The sequence below is a fragment of the Paraburkholderia sp. BR10937 genome (genome assembly GCF_040965695.1).
Taxonomy (GTDB): Bacteria; Pseudomonadota; Gammaproteobacteria; order Burkholderiales; family Burkholderiaceae; genus Paraburkholderia.
The window spans coordinates 1-16,398 of record NZ_JBFRCL010000072.1 but is presented as its reverse complement, the minus strand read 5'-3'; the positions used below and the strand labels follow the sequence as shown (position 1 = coordinate 16,398).

Sequence of the window (16,398 nt, the reverse complement as noted above, 5' to 3'; positions counted from 1 at the left end):
GAGGCCGGAACGGGCAAAGCTTCCGGCCATGACCGCTAGCCCCGGCCCGCGAGGCCGCACAGGAGAAACGAGGTGAGGATAGTCAAGAGCGGCGCATGCGCCGCAATCATGCTGTCGATATCGGCGCTCGCGCATACTCTCGATCGAACGCTGTACGCGCATCACTGACGCCAGCGCAGCACTTCCGTCGTGGCGAAGCAGGCCGCGCGCCGTGACGGAACTTCGCATCGCGGCCAGTCAACGTCGGCTCACACCATCTCATTCATGAAATCACGCATGCTTTCTTATGTGTTGCGCGCTGCTCTGTGCGTTACGGTCGCCGCTGCCTTCTCCGGATGCGCGAACCTGCATCCGCAGCCCAACGGTCCCGGTGATTGCGTCGGGCCGGCCGGCTTCTGCGTGCCGTTTTTCGGTTCGTAAGTCGCGAGACCGGTCTACTTCAGCCGTGTTCGCGCGCCGTTCCGGGTCTCCGGCGGCGCGCATAATACGCGTTTCGATGGCACAACCACGATCTGCGTTGACAAGGAGACCCATGAGTCGCGATGTCCGCACCGACGCCGAAGTCCTCGCATCATGGCAGCGCAACGCGACGCCCTGGATCGCGGCCGTGCGCGGCGGCGAGATCGCGAGCCGCCGGCTCGTGACCGACGCCGCGGTGCTCGACGCCGTGCTTGCGTGCGCGCCGCGCAGCGTGATCGATCTCGGCTGCGGCGAAGGCTGGCTCGCACTGGCGCTCGCGCGCCGCGGCGTCGCTGTCACGGGCGTCGACGCGGTGCCCGAACTCGTGGACGCCGCGCGCGCGGCGGGGCTCACGGACTGCCGCCTGCTAACCTACGAGCAGGTCGCGCAGGGCGCATTACACTGCCGCGCCGATGCGGTGGTGTGCAACTTCTCGCTCATCGGCTCGACCAGTGTCGATGCTCTGCTGCGCGCGGTGCCCACGTTGCTGGCGCCGCAAGGCGCGCTCATCGTGCAGACGCTGCATCCACTCGTGGCATGCGGCGACGAACCCTATGTCGACAGCTGGCGCGCCGGATCGTGGGCCGGATTCAGCAGTGCGTTTCGCGATGCGCCGCCGTGGTACTTTCGTACGCTCGAAAGCTGGATCGCGTTGCTCGACTTGAGCGGTCTCGACTTGCGCGCGCTGCGCGAGCCGCTCGACCCGCGCAGCGGCAAGCCCGCTTCCGTGCTGTTCATGGCGCAACGGCGCGGCTGACACCGCCCCCGCGCGCCGCTGCAAACGAGGAGGCAAAGACGATGGCGATGATTTCTCACGTGTATATCGGCGTGAACGATTTCGAGCAGGCATTCACGTTCTATTCCCCGCTCATGCAGGCGCTGGGCTTCGTGCTGAAATTCCGCGAGCCCGACTACCCCTGGGCGGGCTGGATGGAGCCGGGCGTGCCGCGTCCGCTCTTCCTCGTCGGCCGGCCGTGGGACGGCAATGCCGCGCAACCCGGCAACGGCCAGATGGTCGCGCTGCTCGCGCCTTCGAGCGCGGCAGTCGACGCCGCCTACGCCGCCGCGCTCGCGCACGGCGGCACCGACGAGGGCGCGCCCGGCCTGCGCCCGCACTATCACCCGAACTACTACGGCGCGTACTTTCGCGACCCCGAAGGCAACAAGCTCTGCGTCTGTTGCCACGATCCCGCGGACCGTTGACACCGCGCGGCAAGCCATCACACGGGCGTCCCATTCGCTGTGCTACCCTTGCCCTGCCTTGGGCCGAGGGTGCCGTGCGCGCGTGCGAACGACCGCCGGCGGACGGCCCGATGTATCGAAGTCGAAGATCGAAGTCCTGAACCAAAGTCCCGCGTCGCGCCTCATCGCGCGCAGGCGCCGGGACAACGACCAATAACAGGAAGAAGACCCAGATGAAAATGCACGAGATACAACGCGCGGGTTCGCGCGGCCGCTTGCGCGCGCTGTTCGCGGCCGTGGCGCTGGCGGGCGCGGCTCAAGCCGCGCAGGCCGCCACGGAGATCCAGTTCTGGCATGCCATGGAGTCCCAGCTTGGCGAGCGCGTGAATGCGATCGCGGAGCAATTCAACGCGTCGCAGAGCGAATACAAGATCGTGCCCGTCTTCAAGGGCACCTACGACCAGACGCTGGCCGCCGGCATCGCGGCCTATCGCAGCGGCGACGCGCCCGCCATCCTGCAGGTGTACGAAGTCGGCACCGCCACGATGATGAACGCGAAGAAGGCCGTGCTGCCCGTGTACGACGTGATGAAGACCGCCGGCGTGCCGCTCGACGAAAAGGCCTTCGTGCCCACCATCGCGAGCTACTACAGCGACGCGAAGACGGGCCATCTGGTGTCGATGCCGTTCAACAGCTCGACGCCGGTGCTCTACTACAATCGCGACGCCTTCAAGAAGGCCGGCCTGCCCGACGCGCCGCCGAAAACCTGGCCCGAAGTCGCCGAGGCCGCCGCGAAGCTCAAGGCCTCGGGCATGAGCTGCGGCTTCACCACCGGCTGGCAGGGCTGGATCCAGATCGAGAACTACAGCGCGTGGCATGGCGCACCGATCGCGACGCGCAACAATGGCTTTGACGGGCTCGACGCGCAACTCGAGATCAACAAGCCGCTGCAGGTCGCGCACATCGCCTTCCTGCAGAACATGGCGAAGCAGGGCACCTTCACCTATGTGGGCCGCAAGGACGAAGCCACCGCCAAGTTCTATAGCGGCGACTGCGGCATCATGATGGGTTCGTCGGGCGCGCTGGCGAACGTGCAGCAGTATGCGAAGTTCAAGTTCGGCACCGGCATGATGCCGTACGACCCGAGCGTGAAGGGCGCGCCGCAGAACGCCATCATCGGCGGGGCGAGCCTGTGGGTGCTGGGCGGCAAGAACCCCGAGGTCTACAAGGGCGTGGCGAAGTTCCTCGCGTACCTGAGCTCGCCGGCCGTGGCCGCGAAGTGGCATCAGGACACGGGCTATCTGCCGGTGACGAAGGCCGCGTACGAACTCACGCAGCAACAGGGTTTTTACGCGTCGCATCCGGGCGCCGACACGGCGACGAAGCAGATGCTCAACAAGCCGCCGCTGCCGTGGACCAAGGGCCTGCGCCTTGGCAACATGCCGCAGATCCGCACGATCGTCGACGAGGAACTCGAACAGGTCTGGACGGGCGCGAAGACGCCGCAGCAGGCGCTCGATTCGGCCAATTCGCGCGGCAACGACCTGCTCAGGCGATTCGAGCGCCAGGCAGCGAACTGACGGTCCAATGCATGCGAAGTAATCCGATGCCTCGGGCGAGGCATCGGGCAGCGCCCCAACAAGCCGACGCCAGTCCGGTCTTTTGGGGCGCTTTGCTTGGGCTCCGTGGCCGCGGCTTTAGAACCACGCGTCCTGCATGTCGAGCGTGGTGCGATCGAGCGAGGCGAGCAGATCGAACTGCGCGCCGGTTTTCGGCAACTCCCATGCGAAGAAGTAAGCGGCTGCCGCGAGCTTGCCGCGATAGAAGTCCGCCTCCTCGCCGTGCATTCCAATGGACGCGGCGAGCGCGGCGCGTGCCACGAGCGCCTGTTCGAGCCACACCCAGGCCAGCACCACGTGGCCGAACGCTTCCAGGTACACCGAAGCATTGGCGAGTGTCACCGCCGGGTCGCCTGCTGCCCACAACTGCCGCGTGACTCGCGTGAGCCGCTCGAGTGCGGCTGCGAGCGCGTTCGCGTGGCTGGCCTCGTCTGCCGCGCCCGAAGCGTGTGCGCGTTCGAGCGTGGCCTGCACGCGCTCCACGAAGATCTTGAGCGCCGCGCCGTTCTTGATGACGACCTTGCGGCCGAGCAGGTCGAGCCCCTGAATGCCGTGCGTGCCTTCGTGGATCGGATTGAGACGGTTGTCGCGATAGAACTGTTCGACGTTGTACTCGCGCGTGTAGCCATAGCCGCCGTGCACCTGGATGGCGAGATCGTTGGCTGCGAGACACCACTGCGAAGGCCAGCTCTTCGCGATGGGCGTGAGCAGGTCCAGCAGCAGCGAGAGCGGCTCGCGTTCCGCGCCGCTGGCGGCACCCGCTTCGTCCACGAGTTTGGCGCACCAGAGGTTGAGTGCGAGCGCGCCTTCCACGTAGCTCTTTTGCGCGAGCAGCATGCGGCGCACGTCGGCGTGCTCCACGAGCCTCACCTGCGGCGAAGCCGGATCTTTGCCCGCCGCGCCCACCGGACGCCCTTGCGGACGGTTGCGCGCGTAATCGAGCGCATGCAGATAGCCGGTATAGCCGAGCATCGTCGCGCCGAGCCCCACGCCAATGCGCGCCTCGTTCATCATGTGGAACATGTACGCGAGCCCGTGATGCGGCTCGCCCACGAGATAGCCGATCGCGCCCGCGCGGCCGCCCGGCGTGTGCTGCGTGCCTTCGCCGAAATTCAGCAGGCAGTTCGTCGTGCCGCGATAGCCCATCTTGTGATTGAGGCCCGCGAGCACGACGTCGTTGCGCTCGCCGCGCGAGCCGTCCTCGTTCACGAGGTACTTCGGCACGACGAACAGCGAGATGCCTTTGACCCCCGCGATGAGCTTGCCGTCGGGACCGGGGATCTTGGCGAGCACGAGGTGCACGATGTTCTCGGCCAGCTCGTGCTCGCCGCCCGAGATCCACATCTTGTTGCCACGCAGGCGATACTGCGCGCCGAGCGGGGAATCGCATTCGAAGTCGGCGCGCGTGGCGACATCCGAAAGCGACGAACCCGCTTGCGGCTCGGAAAGGCACATCGTGCCGAAGTAGCGGCCTTCCAGTTCGGGGCGCACGAAGGTGTCGATCTGCTTTGCGCTGCCATGCGCGAGCAGCAGGTTCGCGTTGCCGATGGTGAGGAACGGATAGGCGCTCGTGCCGACGTTCGCCCCCTTGAACCACGCGAAGCCCGCCTTCTCGACGACGAGCGGCAACTGCATGCCGCCGTATTCGTAATCCTGGCCCGCGGCCATCAGGCCTGCGTCGCTGAATGCCTGCAACGCCGTCTTCACCTCGGGGATGATCGTGACCGTTTCGCCGTCGAAGTGCGGCTCGTGCTGATCGTTCTTCTTGTTGTGCGGCGCGAAGAGGTCGGTGGCGATCTTCTCGCAGGTGTCGAGCGCGGCGTCGAAGGTCTCGCGCGTGTGGTCGGCGTAGCGCGGAATGCGCGTGAGGCTTTCGACATCGAGCCATTCGTAAAGCAGGAAGTTCAGATCGCGGCGGGAAAGGATCAGCGACATGGCGGAACGGTCTCGCATCTTGGGAGGAGAAGGCGTCTAGCGTACCTAAAATAGAACGATCGTGCTATTGGTAGTTTCGCCAGCGACGCAGAGATCCCGCGCGGCCTTACGGCTCGCCGCCGAGGTAGCGCTGCGGCGACACGCCCATGACGCGCTTGAACATCGTCGAAAACGCCGTGGGGCTGCCGTACCCCAGTTCATACGCGACGTGCGTGACCGACTCGCCCCGGTTCAGCCGGGCAACCGCCTCGATCAGGCACGCCTGCTCGCGCCAGGCAACGAACGGGGTTCCCAGCTGTTCGCGAAAGTTGTCCGATGAAGGAAGACTTGTATCAGCGCTGCAGCACACGTCGGTGAAGAGACGCGCACTGCCGATGCCGTGATTCCAGTCACAGAGCGACGACATGGCCTTGATTTCCGACAAGAACATGCAAATCAGGAGTACCAATGGACGTGTCACTATCGAGGCAAAGGAAGAGCTCCTTCTAAAATGCGGTGGATCGTGCGTCCAAATTTCATCGACTGGTATCGAGGATGGAACGAAAGGTAACCAGACTACCAAATCGACGGCCTTCAGCCGCCAGGGGCACAGTTCACTCGCGGAAACCGGGGAAGCATGCGCCTTTCGACGACGAGTACACCTTGAAGTGGGTTTACAACCAGAAGTTCTCGATTATTCGCGACGACGGCAGCGTTATCCAGGGCTGGACAGATGTATCGGGCAAGACTGGGCTGCAGCGCGGATTGGCTGCTGAAAGCTTGCGCCTTCGGCTTGACGGTGATCCCTCGTGATCCTGATCGCGCGCAAAACGCCGGACGCCAACATTTGCTTCGACAAAGGAACTCCTGGACATGGCCACAACTGAACGTATCATCCCGGCGACCATAGCGGACGACGGATCTGCCCACTACACCTCCGTCATGTCAAAGCCTGACGACAGCACTGCTGTGTGCTACATGGTCCCCAATCGGGTTATTCCCGTGATCTTCGTTCCGGGGGTCATGGGAAGTAACCTCATAGCGATTAAAGGAATAAACAAGGGAAGTCCCGTCTGGCTGGTCAACGGTGGCGCGGGTGCCGCGAAGGCATGGTTATGGCGCGGCCCGGAGACCCGGAAGCAAAAGCTCGATCCGAAGACTACAGATGTCTACGAAGGTGGTGATATTGCGTCCGGGACCGCGCATAGTGTGGCGGAACTGCGCCGACGAGGCTGGGGGACGGTGGCGAAGATGAGTTATGGAACGTTCCTTCCCTTCCTGGAAAATGCTCTGAACGATGCGCATGAGTGCAAGGCGGGTTTCCGGGCGGGCCTCATGAAAGAACTCGTGGCCGAGGCACCGGGCGTGAGTGTGCTGTCACACGATGAAGTTGCGCTGTCATACAAGTATTCCATGCCGGTTCACGCAGTCGGATACAACTGGCTGCAATCCAACTCGGATTCGGCAAAACATCTTGCGGCCAAGATCAAGGAATTTACCGACTACTACAAAAAGCAGAACAAGCTCTGCGAAAAAGTCATTATTGTCACCCATTCCATGGGTGGGCTGGTGGCGCGGTATTACTCGGAAGTCGATGGGCATCGTGACAAGGTACTGGGGGATCGTCCACGGCGTGATGCCAACCACGGGGTCAGCGACAGCCTCCAAGCGTGTCACGTCCGGCAGCGAAGGGTCTGCTGGCCCGGTGCTCGGGTCGGACAATTCCACGATGACACCGGTGTTTGCGCAGTCTCCGGGGCCGCTGCAACTGCTTCCGGCCGTGGAGTACGGGACGGGGTGGCTTAAACTCAGGAACGGCAAGGAGCAGACCTCATTGCCACTGGCCGATCCTTATGCGGAGGTGTATCTGCGACGTGGGCAGTGGTGGAGTCTCGTCAATGACAAACTGATCAATCCGATGGATCCGGCGAAGAAAAACATCGATGCGGATTGGGCCGCATACGTTTCCTTAATAAACAAAAAGGTACAGCCATTCCATGAAGCGATGCGCGGGAAGTTTCATCGCGCCACCTATGCGTTCTATGGCAACGATGAGAAGCACAAGACCTGGGGTGATGTGGTCTGGGAGAGCAAGCTGAATCCGGTACTGAAGTGGACCGATTCATATGCGAAAGTCGACCACCTCGAAAATGGACAGGTACTACAGGACAGCGGGACTGGCAGCCAGTCGCTTCTCCAGCGCAGTGGAGGCAATCCCGTCAATATGCAATATAACCTGATGCCCCCCGCTGAAAACGGCGATGGAACGGTACCGATCCGGTCCGGTCGCGCGCCTGCGGGGCAATCCGGTGTGCAGGCCTGTGTGGCCTACCCGGGGGTTGACCACGAGGGTGCGTACAAGAACCGTCCACAGCAGTACTTCGCATTATGGGCCGTCTCCAGGATTGTCTCCAACGTCAAGGGTACCGTACTGGAATACAAGTGATGACCCTCCGAACAAACAAATGGCTTTTATTGCTTCCATTGCTGGTCGTTTCCGCGTGCGGACGCCAGCTGGCACCCTTGACCGAGCAGGAGAAACATCACATGAGTGAACTGACCCAGAACCTGAAGCCGTATTGCGTGGGGCGGTATCTGATTGACATGCCGGCCGAAGTACTGGTGTCGGGCGATGCGACGGTGCAAGGCGTGATGATCGATTCGGAAGCAATGACGCATGAAGCGTATTTGCAGGAGATTGCGAGCCGCCAGGCGGAGCTCCGGGGGACGAAGAGCATTGACCCGTATCCGTTTCTCTATGCCGATGACGCGATCGATGGTCCGGATACACACTATTTTGTCTATCGAGGGAACTTGAGTGATGGACCGGCGAATCGCGTTTTCGAAGCATACAAGTGGGATCATGGGTATCGATTCAAACTTGGAATCGAGGGCAGTGACTACCTCCATCCCGATCAAACGAGTAAGCCTTATATCCAGGCGTTGGACGTAAAAAACGATGTTCCGGTGAAAACCGCTCTCATATTCGACCTTGTCAAAAGACTCCGCTGGCGCAGCGAGGATGAAATACCCACGGAACCTGGACTTTGTTTTCTTGGTGCCTTTCTTCCTGGAAAAGCAACAGACAAGGAAGATGTCGGGGCACAGTTTGTGTTTCCCAACAACCGGGACGTGAGTCTTGGACTCGAGAGCAATTCGAGCATTCGTGAACCCAACACGCTCCTGCAGCGCGGTGATCAGATCAATGCCGGCCTGAGGTCCATGAAGGAGGGGCGAGCCATACGGAAAGGTGCCGTCAAGTTGCAAGGAATTGATGCTGAAGAATGGCTCATCGTTGGGGAGACAGATCTGGAGGTGCCAGGGAGCATGTTTACCCTTGAGGCGAACTCGATGACGAGCAGTGCGCAGTCGCCGTTGCTGACGATGGATTTTAATACGGGTTCGCCCAATGCCTTTATGCAGGATCGCATCAAGGCTGCGTCCATGAGCGAGAGCGAAGCCGTCGCCGTGTGGGATATTGTGTCCCGCACGCTTCGTCCGCGCCCGAACGGTTTCTGAGGAAGTGGAGTGCCAATGCCAGTACTGCGCAAGCCTGCCCCCTGAAGAGCCTGTACCGATAACCCACCATCGCGTCTACGCTGGACGATTGTCTTTTTCCTGATCGTGATCGTCGGCGTTTTCGTCGTGCTGTTTGTCTGGCCAAAGGGCGAACCAACCCAGACGCCCTGGTTCTGGACCTGTGTGACGGCCGACGCGGTCGCGGAAGCAGTACGTTCGTTGCCACCAGACTTAGGGTTGAAGGTCCAGTTGATGCTACCGGGCATGGTCGACACGGACGAGTCGCTGGCGACCTGGAACAGGCAATGGGTATAGTCGGACCAGGCTGCAGAGAAACGCGAGTTCCTCGAGATCGAGCGCGAACGCACAACGAATGCGCGTCCGCAACGCGAACTCAAAGGTGGCACAGCAACGCGCGTCTCGCGATGGCAAGCGCGTGCAGGCCGAGATCCTGTCCCTGCAGACACAACCCGGGGGGGCCACCATCAGACGGTTATGCTGGACGGGCGATTTGATGCAATGCGGGCGAGCCACGCTGCACAGGCGCAGGAGCGCGAATTCCTGCGGCGGAACGCGTCCGGTCCGGGCAGTGCGGCACGGCAGTTTCCGCGACGCGCGGCCCGGCAATCCGCCGGCCCCTGTGAAAGCTGTCCGCAAGTCCGGCGTGAAGTTACGAGTCGTACAGGATGCAGTCGGCGGAAGGCGGCCTGCCCGAAGATCGGTGTGTTGATGCGTTACGAAGAGCGTGTGGTGCGGGTAGTGGCTGAAGCGCGCGGTCAGCGGGCGATCATCAAATCACTTGGCGAAGACGGACGCGCCTTCCGGATCTTGCACGTCGTCAATACACGTTTCACACGCTCAAATAACTGGGGCTCGAGCCAAATACAAAGAGGAAGTGCGATCAAATCGCTGCAAACGTTTGCAAATACTTGTCCCGTAAAGGGTTTCCTGAAGTTTATTGATTTGCTGCCGTAAACTCGTGCGCGGGTCCCGATTCTCTTGTCGAGCCCGCAAACGAGTCGCGCCGACGCCATTACGGCGGCTCTTTTTGCAGCCGAATTCAATCAGGCGCATCAAGGTCCACCAGCCGCCGCCGCACTAACGCCTACCCGCAACTTTTTTTCCTGATCCAAGTGTCGTTCATGCTGGCAGATTCGCCGGGTCGCGCGCAGTCGCTTCGACCGTCCGGCTCGCAACCGCGTGGGGCCATTCGCGCGCTCGACGACGTCGCGCGCGCCGCCGACGCGGTGATGTATTCCACGCTCGTCCTCTCCGCCATCGCGGCGGTACTGATCGGCTTCGTCTATTACGAACCGCAGCTCGCGCTCGTGGGCGCCGCGCTGATCCTCGGCGCCGGCAGCTTCGTATTCTTTTGCGCACGCGCAGCTCGCCGGCGAGGCGCGCGCCGCGATAGAAGGCGTGGTGCGCAGCATTGGCCGCGCGGCCGACATCATGGGCGAGATCACGGCGTCGAGCCACGAGCAGGCGCAGGGCACCGCGCAGGTCAACGCCATGGTCGCGCAGATGGACGACACCACGCGCCGCAACGCCGCTTTGGTGAGCGAAGCGGCCGCCGCGTCGTCGTCGCTGCACGCGACGAGCGCGAAGCTGCGAGAGGTGTTCGGCCTCGTCGCATTGTCGTGATAATGTCGTGCGACGTCCGGGGTGAACGAGTGGTGAACAAGGAGATCTTCCCATGATGAGCGTGGCGGGCTGCATCGTCTACAAGCACAACCTGTGGCTCGTCCTCGTCGCGCTGCTGATCTGCGCCGCGGGCTCGTGGGTCACCGCGCGGCTCGTCCTGCGCGCGTTCGCCACGCATTCGCTGCAGCGCATGGGCTGGTCGTTCATCGCCGCCGTCGTGGCCGCCGCCGATATCTGGTGCACGCACTTCGTCGCCATGCTCGGCTTCGAACCGGGCGTGCCGATCACCTTCGACCCCGTGATGACCATCACGTCGCTGCTCATCGCGCTCGTGGGCAGTTTCGCTGGATTCCTGCTCGCCACGAGCCAGGCCGCGAACCGTCTCACGCGCGCGGCGCCCGCGCTGGGCGGCGCGATCGTCGGGCTGGCGGTCGCGCTGATGCATTACGCGGGCATGCTCGCGTATCGCGTGGAAGGCATCGTGATCTGGAATCGCATTGGGATCGCCTTGTCGTTCGTGTTTGCGGTCGCGATCAGCGCGCTCGCACTGCATCTCGCGGGCGTGGCCGCGCGGCGCCCGCAGGAGAACGCGGCCAGCGCGCGGGTCAGCGCCGAAGCGTCCGCGCGCCTCGTGGCGGGCGTGCTCGCCCTCGCCATCGCTGCGCTGCACTTCACCGGCATGTCCGCGTTCCAGGTCGTGCCGATGCCGATCGACGGACACTTTTCGAATCCCGCCGCGCTGCATGCGCTCGCGCTCGCCGTGGCGTGCATGGCGCTCGTGATCGCGGGCGCGGGCTGCGTGAGCTTTCTGCTCGACGACAGCGTGCGCGCCGAATCGGTCGAGCATCTGCGCACGATGGCGATGAGCGACATGCTCACCGGCCTGCCCAACCGCGCGAGCTTCAACGCACGCATCGACGCCGAACTGGCGCGCACGCAGGACACGCGCAAGCTCGCGCTCATCGGCATCGACCTGAACCGCTTCAAGGAAATCAACGACCTGCACGGCCATCATGCCGGCGACGAAGTGCTGCGCATTCTCGCGCGGCGTCTTTCGAGCCTGATGCGCGAAGGCGAGTTCGTGGCGCGCGTGGGCGGCGACGAGTTCGTGGCGCTCACGCGCTTCGCCTCGCGCGAGGAACTCGGCGATCTGCTCTCGCGCCTCGAAACCGCGCTGTACCGGCCGGTGCGCTACGACGACGCCGAAGTGCTCTCGGGCGCGAGCCTGGGCGTCGCCATCTACCCCGACGACGCCACCACCAAGACCGTGCTCATCAACAACGCCGACCTCGCCATGTACCGCGCGAAGGCGGACCTTGCGCAGTCGGTGTGCTTTTACGAGCCGGCGATGGACGAGATCGCGCGGGCGCGCCGCTCGCTCACGCACGACCTGCGCGAGGCGCTCGCGCGCGGGCAGCTGAGCGTGCACTACCAGGTGCAGACCTCGATTGCGAACGGCGAAATTTGCGGCTATGAAGCGCTGCTGCGCTGGGAGCATCCGCGGCTCGGCTTCATCTCGCCCGCCGAATTCATTCCGCTGGCCGAAGAGAACGGCCTCATTCTCGGCATTGGCGCCTGGGTGCTGCGCGAGGCGTGCACGCGTGCCGTTTCGTGGTCGCCGCCTTACAAGGTGGCCGTGAATCTCTCGCCCGTGCAGTTCTCGCACGCGGACCTGCCGAAGCTCGTCGAGACCGTGCTGGTCGAGACCGGCCTCGCGCCCGAGCGGCTCGAACTGGAACTCACCGAGACGACCATTTTCGCGGACCGCGAGCGCTCGCTCGACGTGCTGCAGCGAATCAAGGCGATTGGCGTGAGTATCGCGCTCGACGACTTCGGCACCGGCTACTCGTCGCTCGACACGCTGCGCTCGTTCCCGTTCGATAAGATCAAGCTCGACCAGTCTTTCATCAGCGAGGCCGGGTCGAGCCGCCAGGCCACTGCGATCATTCGCGCGGTGCTCGCGCTCGGCAAGAGCCTCGGCATTCCCGTGCTGGCCGAAGGCATCGAAACCGAGGCGCAGCTCACGCTGCTCGCCGACGAAGGCTGCGACGAAGTGCAGGGTTATCTGCTCGGCCGCCCGGCGCCGCTCAGCCATCTCGTGGCGAGCGGGCAGCTGTCGCTGCTCGCCGACGACGAAACAGCGCTGGGCACGGTGCGAGGCTAACCGCCCTCGCCGCCGTAGTCCACGAAGCGCGGCGCGCATTGCGGCTGCCACGCGCCGCCGCTCTGGGCGAACGCGCCGCGCGCCGTGTTGTGCGCATCGAGCGGCGCTTCCGCAAGACTCAGCACCGGCGTGACGCATGCGTCGCTGCCTTCGAACACGGCGGTCCATTCGTCGCGCGTGCGCGTGGCGACCGCCTGGGCGATGCGTTCCTGTACGCGCGGCCAGTGCGCCCGGTCGCGCTGCGGCAGTTCGAGCAGGTCTTCGGCGCCGATGCCTTTCATGAACGCCGCATAGAACTGCGGCTCGATGCAGCCCACGGCGATATAGCGGTTATCCGCGCAACGATAGGTGCGATAAAAGGGCGCGCCGCCGTCGAGCAGATTCGTGCCGCGTTCGTCCTGCCAGTGCGCCGCCGCGTAGAAGCCGTACATCATGCTCATGAGCATGGCTGCGCCGTCGGTCATCGCGGCGTCGACCACGCAGCCTTCGCCCGTCGAACGCGCGCGCAGAACCGCCGCCACCACGCCGAACGCGAGCAGCATGCCGCCACCGCCGAAGTCGCCGACCAGATTGAGCGGCACCACGGGCTCGCCGCCCGCGAGACCCACCGCATGCAGCGCCCCTGAAATCGCGATGTAGTTGATGTCGTGGCCCGCCGTGTGCGCGAGCGGCCCCGTCTGCCCCCAGCCCGTCATGCGTCCGTAGACGAGCGAGGCGCGCCGCGCGCGGCACACTTGCGGACCGAGCCCGAGCCGCTCCATCACGCCGGGGCGAAAGCCTTCGATCAACGCATCGGCGCTCGCGATCAGATCGAGTGCGCGTGCCATGTCGTCGCGGCTCTTGAGGTCGAGCGCGACGTATTCGCGACCGCGCGCGAGCGGTCCGGACGGCGCGGGGGCGCCGTCGCGGCCGATGCAGATCACGCGTGCGCCCATTTGCGCGAGCAGCATGCCGCAGAACGGTGCGGGGCCCAGCCCCGCGAATTCCACGACGGTAACGCCTTCCAGAGGTTTGATCATGTGTGCCTTCCTGCCTGCTTGCTGGTGTGCCGATTCACGCGTCTTCACAGCGTGCGCGCGATGATTTCCTTCATGATCTCGTCGGTCCCGCCGTAGATGCGCATCACGCGCGCATCGACCCACGCGGTGCCCACCACGTACTCGGACATGTAGCCGTAACCGCCGTGCAGCTGCAGGAATTCGTCGAGCAGCTGGTTCTGCAGTTCGGTCGCGTTGAGCTTCGCCATGGCGGCATCGACGGGCGACAGCTCGCGCCGCAGGTGCCGCGCAATGCAGTGATCGACATAGGTGCGCACCATCTCCGCCTTCGCGCGCGCATGCGCGAGCTTGAAGCGCGCGTTCTGGAAGTCGAAGATGGCCTGGCCGAACACCTTGCGATCGCGCGTATAGCGGATCGTGCGCTCGAGCATGCCCTCGATCGACGCCGCAGCGCGCACCGCGATCACGAGCCGTTCCTGCGCCAGTTCGCGCATGAGGTACGAGAAGCCCTGGTTCTCCTCGCCAAGCCGCTGCGTGACGGGCACGCGTACGTCCTCGAAGAACAGCTCAGACGTGTCTTGCGCGCGCAGGCCGATCTTGTCGAGCTTGCGGCCCTTGCTGAAGCCCGGTGTGCCTTCTTCGACCACGATCAGCGAAACGCCCTTGCCACCCAGTTCGGGCGCGGTCTTGCAGACCACCACCACGAGGCTCGCATTCTGGCCGTTCGTGATGAAGGTCTTCTGGCCGTTGATGACGTAGTGGTCTCCCTCTTTGCGCGCGGTGGTGCGCACGGACTTGAGATCGCTCCCGGTGCCAGGCTCGGTCATGGCGATCGCGCCGATATGCTCGCCGCGCGCGAGCTTCGGCAGCCACTCGCGCTTTTGCGCCTCGGTGCCATACGCGAAGATATAAGGCGCGACGATGTCCGAATGCAGCGGAAAGCCGATGCCGCTCGCATTCACGCGCGCCAGCTCCTCGATCATGATGGCCGCGTGCCCGAAGTCGCCGCCGCCACCGCCGTACTCTTCGGGAATCGTGCAGCACAGCAGGCCTTCCTCGCCTGCTCGCCGCCAGACCGACTTCGGCACGATGCCTTCTTGTTCCCATTGATGATGGAACGGCACGATTTCGCGCTCGATGAAGCGCCGGGCCTGTTCGCGGAAAATCTCGTGATCGTCACGGAATACGGTGCGCATTTGGGATGTCTCCAGTGTCTCTTGCTATTTCGTTATCCGTATCAAGCCACGGGCTGGCGGTAGCGTTCCTTGAGTAGGCGTCGCAGCAGCTTGCCGTTGTCGTGGCGCGGCAGCGCCTCCTCGAATTCGACCGAGCGCGGCACCTTGATATGCGAAAGGCGTTCGCGGCAGAACGCGATCAGTTCCTCGGCGAGCCGCGGGCTCGCGGCGTCGCGCTCGCGCGGCTGCACGACCGCTTTCACGGCCTCGCCGAACTCGGGGTGCGGCACGCCGATCACGGCGGCATCGGCCACGGCGGGATGCTCGGCGAGCACGTTCTCGATCTCCTGCGGATACACGTTCACGCCGCCGCTGATGATGAGGTCCACGCGCCGGTCGCTCAGGTATAGATAGCCTTCCGCATCGACATGGCCGATATCGCCGTAGGTCGCCCAGCCGTGGCGGTTGTAGACGCTGCGCGTCTTCACTGGATCGTTGTGGTACTCGAAAGCGGGACCGCCTTCGAAAAACACGCGGCCAATCTCGCCCACGGGCAGTTCGTGATCCTCATCGTCGACGATGTGGATCTGTCCGTATTTCGAGCGCCCCACTGAGCCGCGATGCGCGAGCCATTCGCCGGAGTCGATCGCCGTGAGGCCCACGCTCTCCGAGCCCGCGTAGTACTCATAGATCACCGGGCCGAACCACGCGATCATCTGCTCCTTGATGTGTGGCGGACAGGGCGCGGCGGCGTGGATCGCCACGCGCAGGCTGCTCACGTCGTACAGCGCGCGCGTGGTCCCGGGCAGATTCAGGAGGCGGATGAACATCGTCGGCACCCACTGGCTGTGCGTGACGCGGTAGCGCGCGATGGCGTCGAGCGCGGCCACGGCATCGAACTTCTGCAGCACGATGGCGCGGCCGCCCGTGTGCAGCACGCGCATGAGGTAGCGCAGCGGCGCGGCGTGGTAGAGCGGCGCGGTGCTCAGGTAGACGGAGTCGGCGTCGAAGCCGAACGTCTTGCGCCATGCCGCGGTTTCGGTGTCGTCGGCGTCGCGCTGCTCGAACGGCACGAGCGGCTTGCGGATGCCTTTGGGCAGGCCGGTCGTGCCCGATGAATAGAGGAAGTCGCGCCCGCGCGGCAGCGGCGGTAACGGTGGCAATGGCGCGCTCGCAATGACCCCGGCGAGGGCCGCTTCGAGCGAGGCGAAGCCGGGCAGCGCGTGCGCGGCGCCCGCAACGAAGCAGGCGACGTCCTGCGCGGCGCCTTCGGCCACGAGCGTGACGGCGAGTTCGTGCATGGCCTGCGAAACGATCAGCACGCGCGCGCCGCAGTCCTTGAGGACGTGCGCGGCCTCGCGTGTTTTCAACTGGATGCTGATGGGGGTGTAGTAGAGGCCGGCGCGCTCGGCGCCGATGGCGATGACGGCGAGCGCGGGGTGATTCTCGAACAGCAGCGCGATGCCGTCGCCGGGTTGCAGGCCGAGGCCGAGGAGCCAGTGCGCGATGCGCTCCGCGCGTTCGTCCAGCTCCTTGTAGGTGATGATCTGCTTGAGTGCGGGGAAGCACAGGGCTTCCCGCGTGGGTGCTGCTACAGCTAGGCAGTATGACTTCACGCGAGGTAGACGGCTGGCCTGCCATGAGGAATCAAACGCGGGTTAGCATTACTGCCAGAGCCGCACGGTGTGGACGGTGCCACACCCGGCGATTTCCCGCACGGAGGC

General features: G+C 64.2%; 15 protein-coding genes and 1 pseudogene. 11 read left to right on the top strand and 5 right to left on the bottom strand.

Annotated elements, in window-relative coordinates:
* The first annotated feature begins 532 nt into the window (after positions 1 to 532).
* The 3 genes from AB4Y44_RS37060 to ugpB all read left to right on the top strand — a co-directional run bounded on the left by AB4Y44_RS37060 (position 533) and on the right by ugpB (position 3,221).
* The gene (locus tag AB4Y44_RS37060; protein WP_342924946.1) at positions 533 to 1,216 is read left to right on the top strand and encodes a methyltransferase domain-containing protein; all 684 of its coding nucleotides are present in this window, start codon (positions 533 to 535) and stop codon (positions 1,214 to 1,216) included.
* A gap of 47 nt (positions 1,217 to 1,263) precedes the next feature.
* Positions 1,264 to 1,662, top strand: a complete 399-nt coding sequence (locus AB4Y44_RS37055) for a VOC family protein (RefSeq protein WP_368702289.1) — start codon at positions 1,264 to 1,266, stop codon at positions 1,660 to 1,662.
* Between the two features lie 218 nt (positions 1,663 to 1,880).
* On the top strand, positions 1,881 to 3,221 hold the full coding sequence (gene ugpB / locus AB4Y44_RS37050) for a sn-glycerol-3-phosphate ABC transporter substrate-binding protein UgpB (protein ID WP_368702288.1): 1,341 nt from the start codon (positions 1,881 to 1,883) through the stop codon (positions 3,219 to 3,221).
* A 117-nt stretch (positions 3,222 to 3,338) separates the two neighbouring features.
* On the opposite strand, the gene AB4Y44_RS37045 is transcribed toward ugpB, so the two are convergent.
* Both AB4Y44_RS37045 and AB4Y44_RS37040 read right to left on the bottom strand, forming a co-directional pair.
* A complete protein-coding gene (locus AB4Y44_RS37045; RefSeq protein ID WP_368702272.1) occupies positions 3,339 to 5,195 on the bottom strand; it encodes an acyl-CoA dehydrogenase in 1,857 nt (618 codons plus the stop codon).
* 106 nt (positions 5,196 to 5,301) lie between these two features.
* Positions 5,302 to 5,601: a helix-turn-helix domain-containing protein gene (locus AB4Y44_RS37040; protein WP_368702271.1), complete on the bottom strand. Its 300-nt coding sequence runs from the start codon at positions 5,599 to 5,601 to the stop codon at positions 5,302 to 5,304.
* Between AB4Y44_RS37040 and AB4Y44_RS37035 the strand changes: the two are divergent.
* The 8 genes and pseudogenes from AB4Y44_RS37035 to AB4Y44_RS37000 all read left to right on the top strand — a co-directional run.
* Positions 5,600 to 5,722: pseudogene (locus AB4Y44_RS37035) on the top strand (DUF2345 domain-containing protein); the annotation flags it as partial. The gene AB4Y44_RS37040 and the pseudogene AB4Y44_RS37035 overlap by 2 nt on opposite strands.
* A gap of 115 nt (positions 5,723 to 5,837) precedes the next feature.
* Entirely contained in the window at positions 5,838 to 5,987 is a 150-nt protein-coding gene (locus tag AB4Y44_RS37030; RefSeq protein WP_368702291.1) for a hypothetical protein, read from the top strand.
* Between the two features lie 60 nt (positions 5,988 to 6,047).
* Positions 6,048 to 6,980, top strand: coding sequence for an esterase/lipase family protein (locus tag AB4Y44_RS37025; RefSeq protein WP_368702270.1), 933 nt, complete (start codon positions 6,048 to 6,050; stop codon positions 6,978 to 6,980).
* Between the two features lie 28 nt (positions 6,981 to 7,008).
* Positions 7,009 to 7,620 carry a hypothetical protein gene (locus AB4Y44_RS37020; RefSeq protein ID WP_368702269.1) on the top strand — a complete coding sequence of 204 codons (612 nt, stop codon included), beginning with the start codon at positions 7,009 to 7,011 and terminating at the stop codon, positions 7,618 to 7,620.
* Positions 7,621 to 7,721: 101 nt separating this feature from the next.
* Positions 7,722 to 8,693 carry a T6SS immunity protein Tli4 family protein gene (locus AB4Y44_RS37015; RefSeq protein ID WP_368702268.1) on the top strand — a complete coding sequence of 324 codons (972 nt, stop codon included), beginning with the start codon at positions 7,722 to 7,724 and terminating at the stop codon, positions 8,691 to 8,693.
* A 729-nt stretch (positions 8,694 to 9,422) separates the two neighbouring features.
* Positions 9,423 to 9,668 (top strand): hypothetical protein, encoded by a 246-nt coding sequence (locus AB4Y44_RS37010; protein ID WP_368688769.1) that lies wholly within the window; start codon positions 9,423 to 9,425, stop codon positions 9,666 to 9,668.
* A 444-nt stretch (positions 9,669 to 10,112) separates the two neighbouring features.
* Positions 10,113 to 10,337: a hypothetical protein gene (locus AB4Y44_RS37005; RefSeq protein WP_368702267.1), complete on the top strand. Its 225-nt coding sequence runs from the start codon at positions 10,113 to 10,115 to the stop codon at positions 10,335 to 10,337.
* Positions 10,338 to 10,389: 52 nt separating this feature from the next.
* Positions 10,390 to 12,501 (top strand): putative bifunctional diguanylate cyclase/phosphodiesterase, encoded by a 2,112-nt coding sequence (locus AB4Y44_RS37000; RefSeq protein WP_368702266.1) that lies wholly within the window; start codon positions 10,390 to 10,392, stop codon positions 12,499 to 12,501.
* Here AB4Y44_RS37000 and AB4Y44_RS36995 read toward each other — a convergent pair.
* The 3 genes from AB4Y44_RS36995 to AB4Y44_RS36985 are packed head-to-tail and all read right to left on the bottom strand — an operon-like array spanning position 12,498 to position 16,290.
* On the bottom strand, positions 12,498 to 13,520 hold the full coding sequence (locus AB4Y44_RS36995) for a CaiB/BaiF CoA transferase family protein (RefSeq protein ID WP_368702265.1): 1,023 nt from the start codon (positions 13,518 to 13,520) through the stop codon (positions 12,498 to 12,500). The genes AB4Y44_RS37000 and AB4Y44_RS36995 overlap by 4 nt on opposite strands.
* Positions 13,521 to 13,564: 44 nt before the next feature.
* A complete protein-coding gene (locus tag AB4Y44_RS36990; protein ID WP_368702264.1) occupies positions 13,565 to 14,695 on the bottom strand; it encodes an acyl-CoA dehydrogenase family protein in 1,131 nt (376 codons plus the stop codon).
* Positions 14,696 to 14,736: 41 nt separating this feature from the next.
* Entirely contained in the window at positions 14,737 to 16,290 is a 1,554-nt protein-coding gene (locus AB4Y44_RS36985) for an AMP-binding protein (protein ID WP_368702263.1), read from the bottom strand.
* Between the last annotated feature and the right edge of the window lie 108 nt (positions 16,291 to 16,398).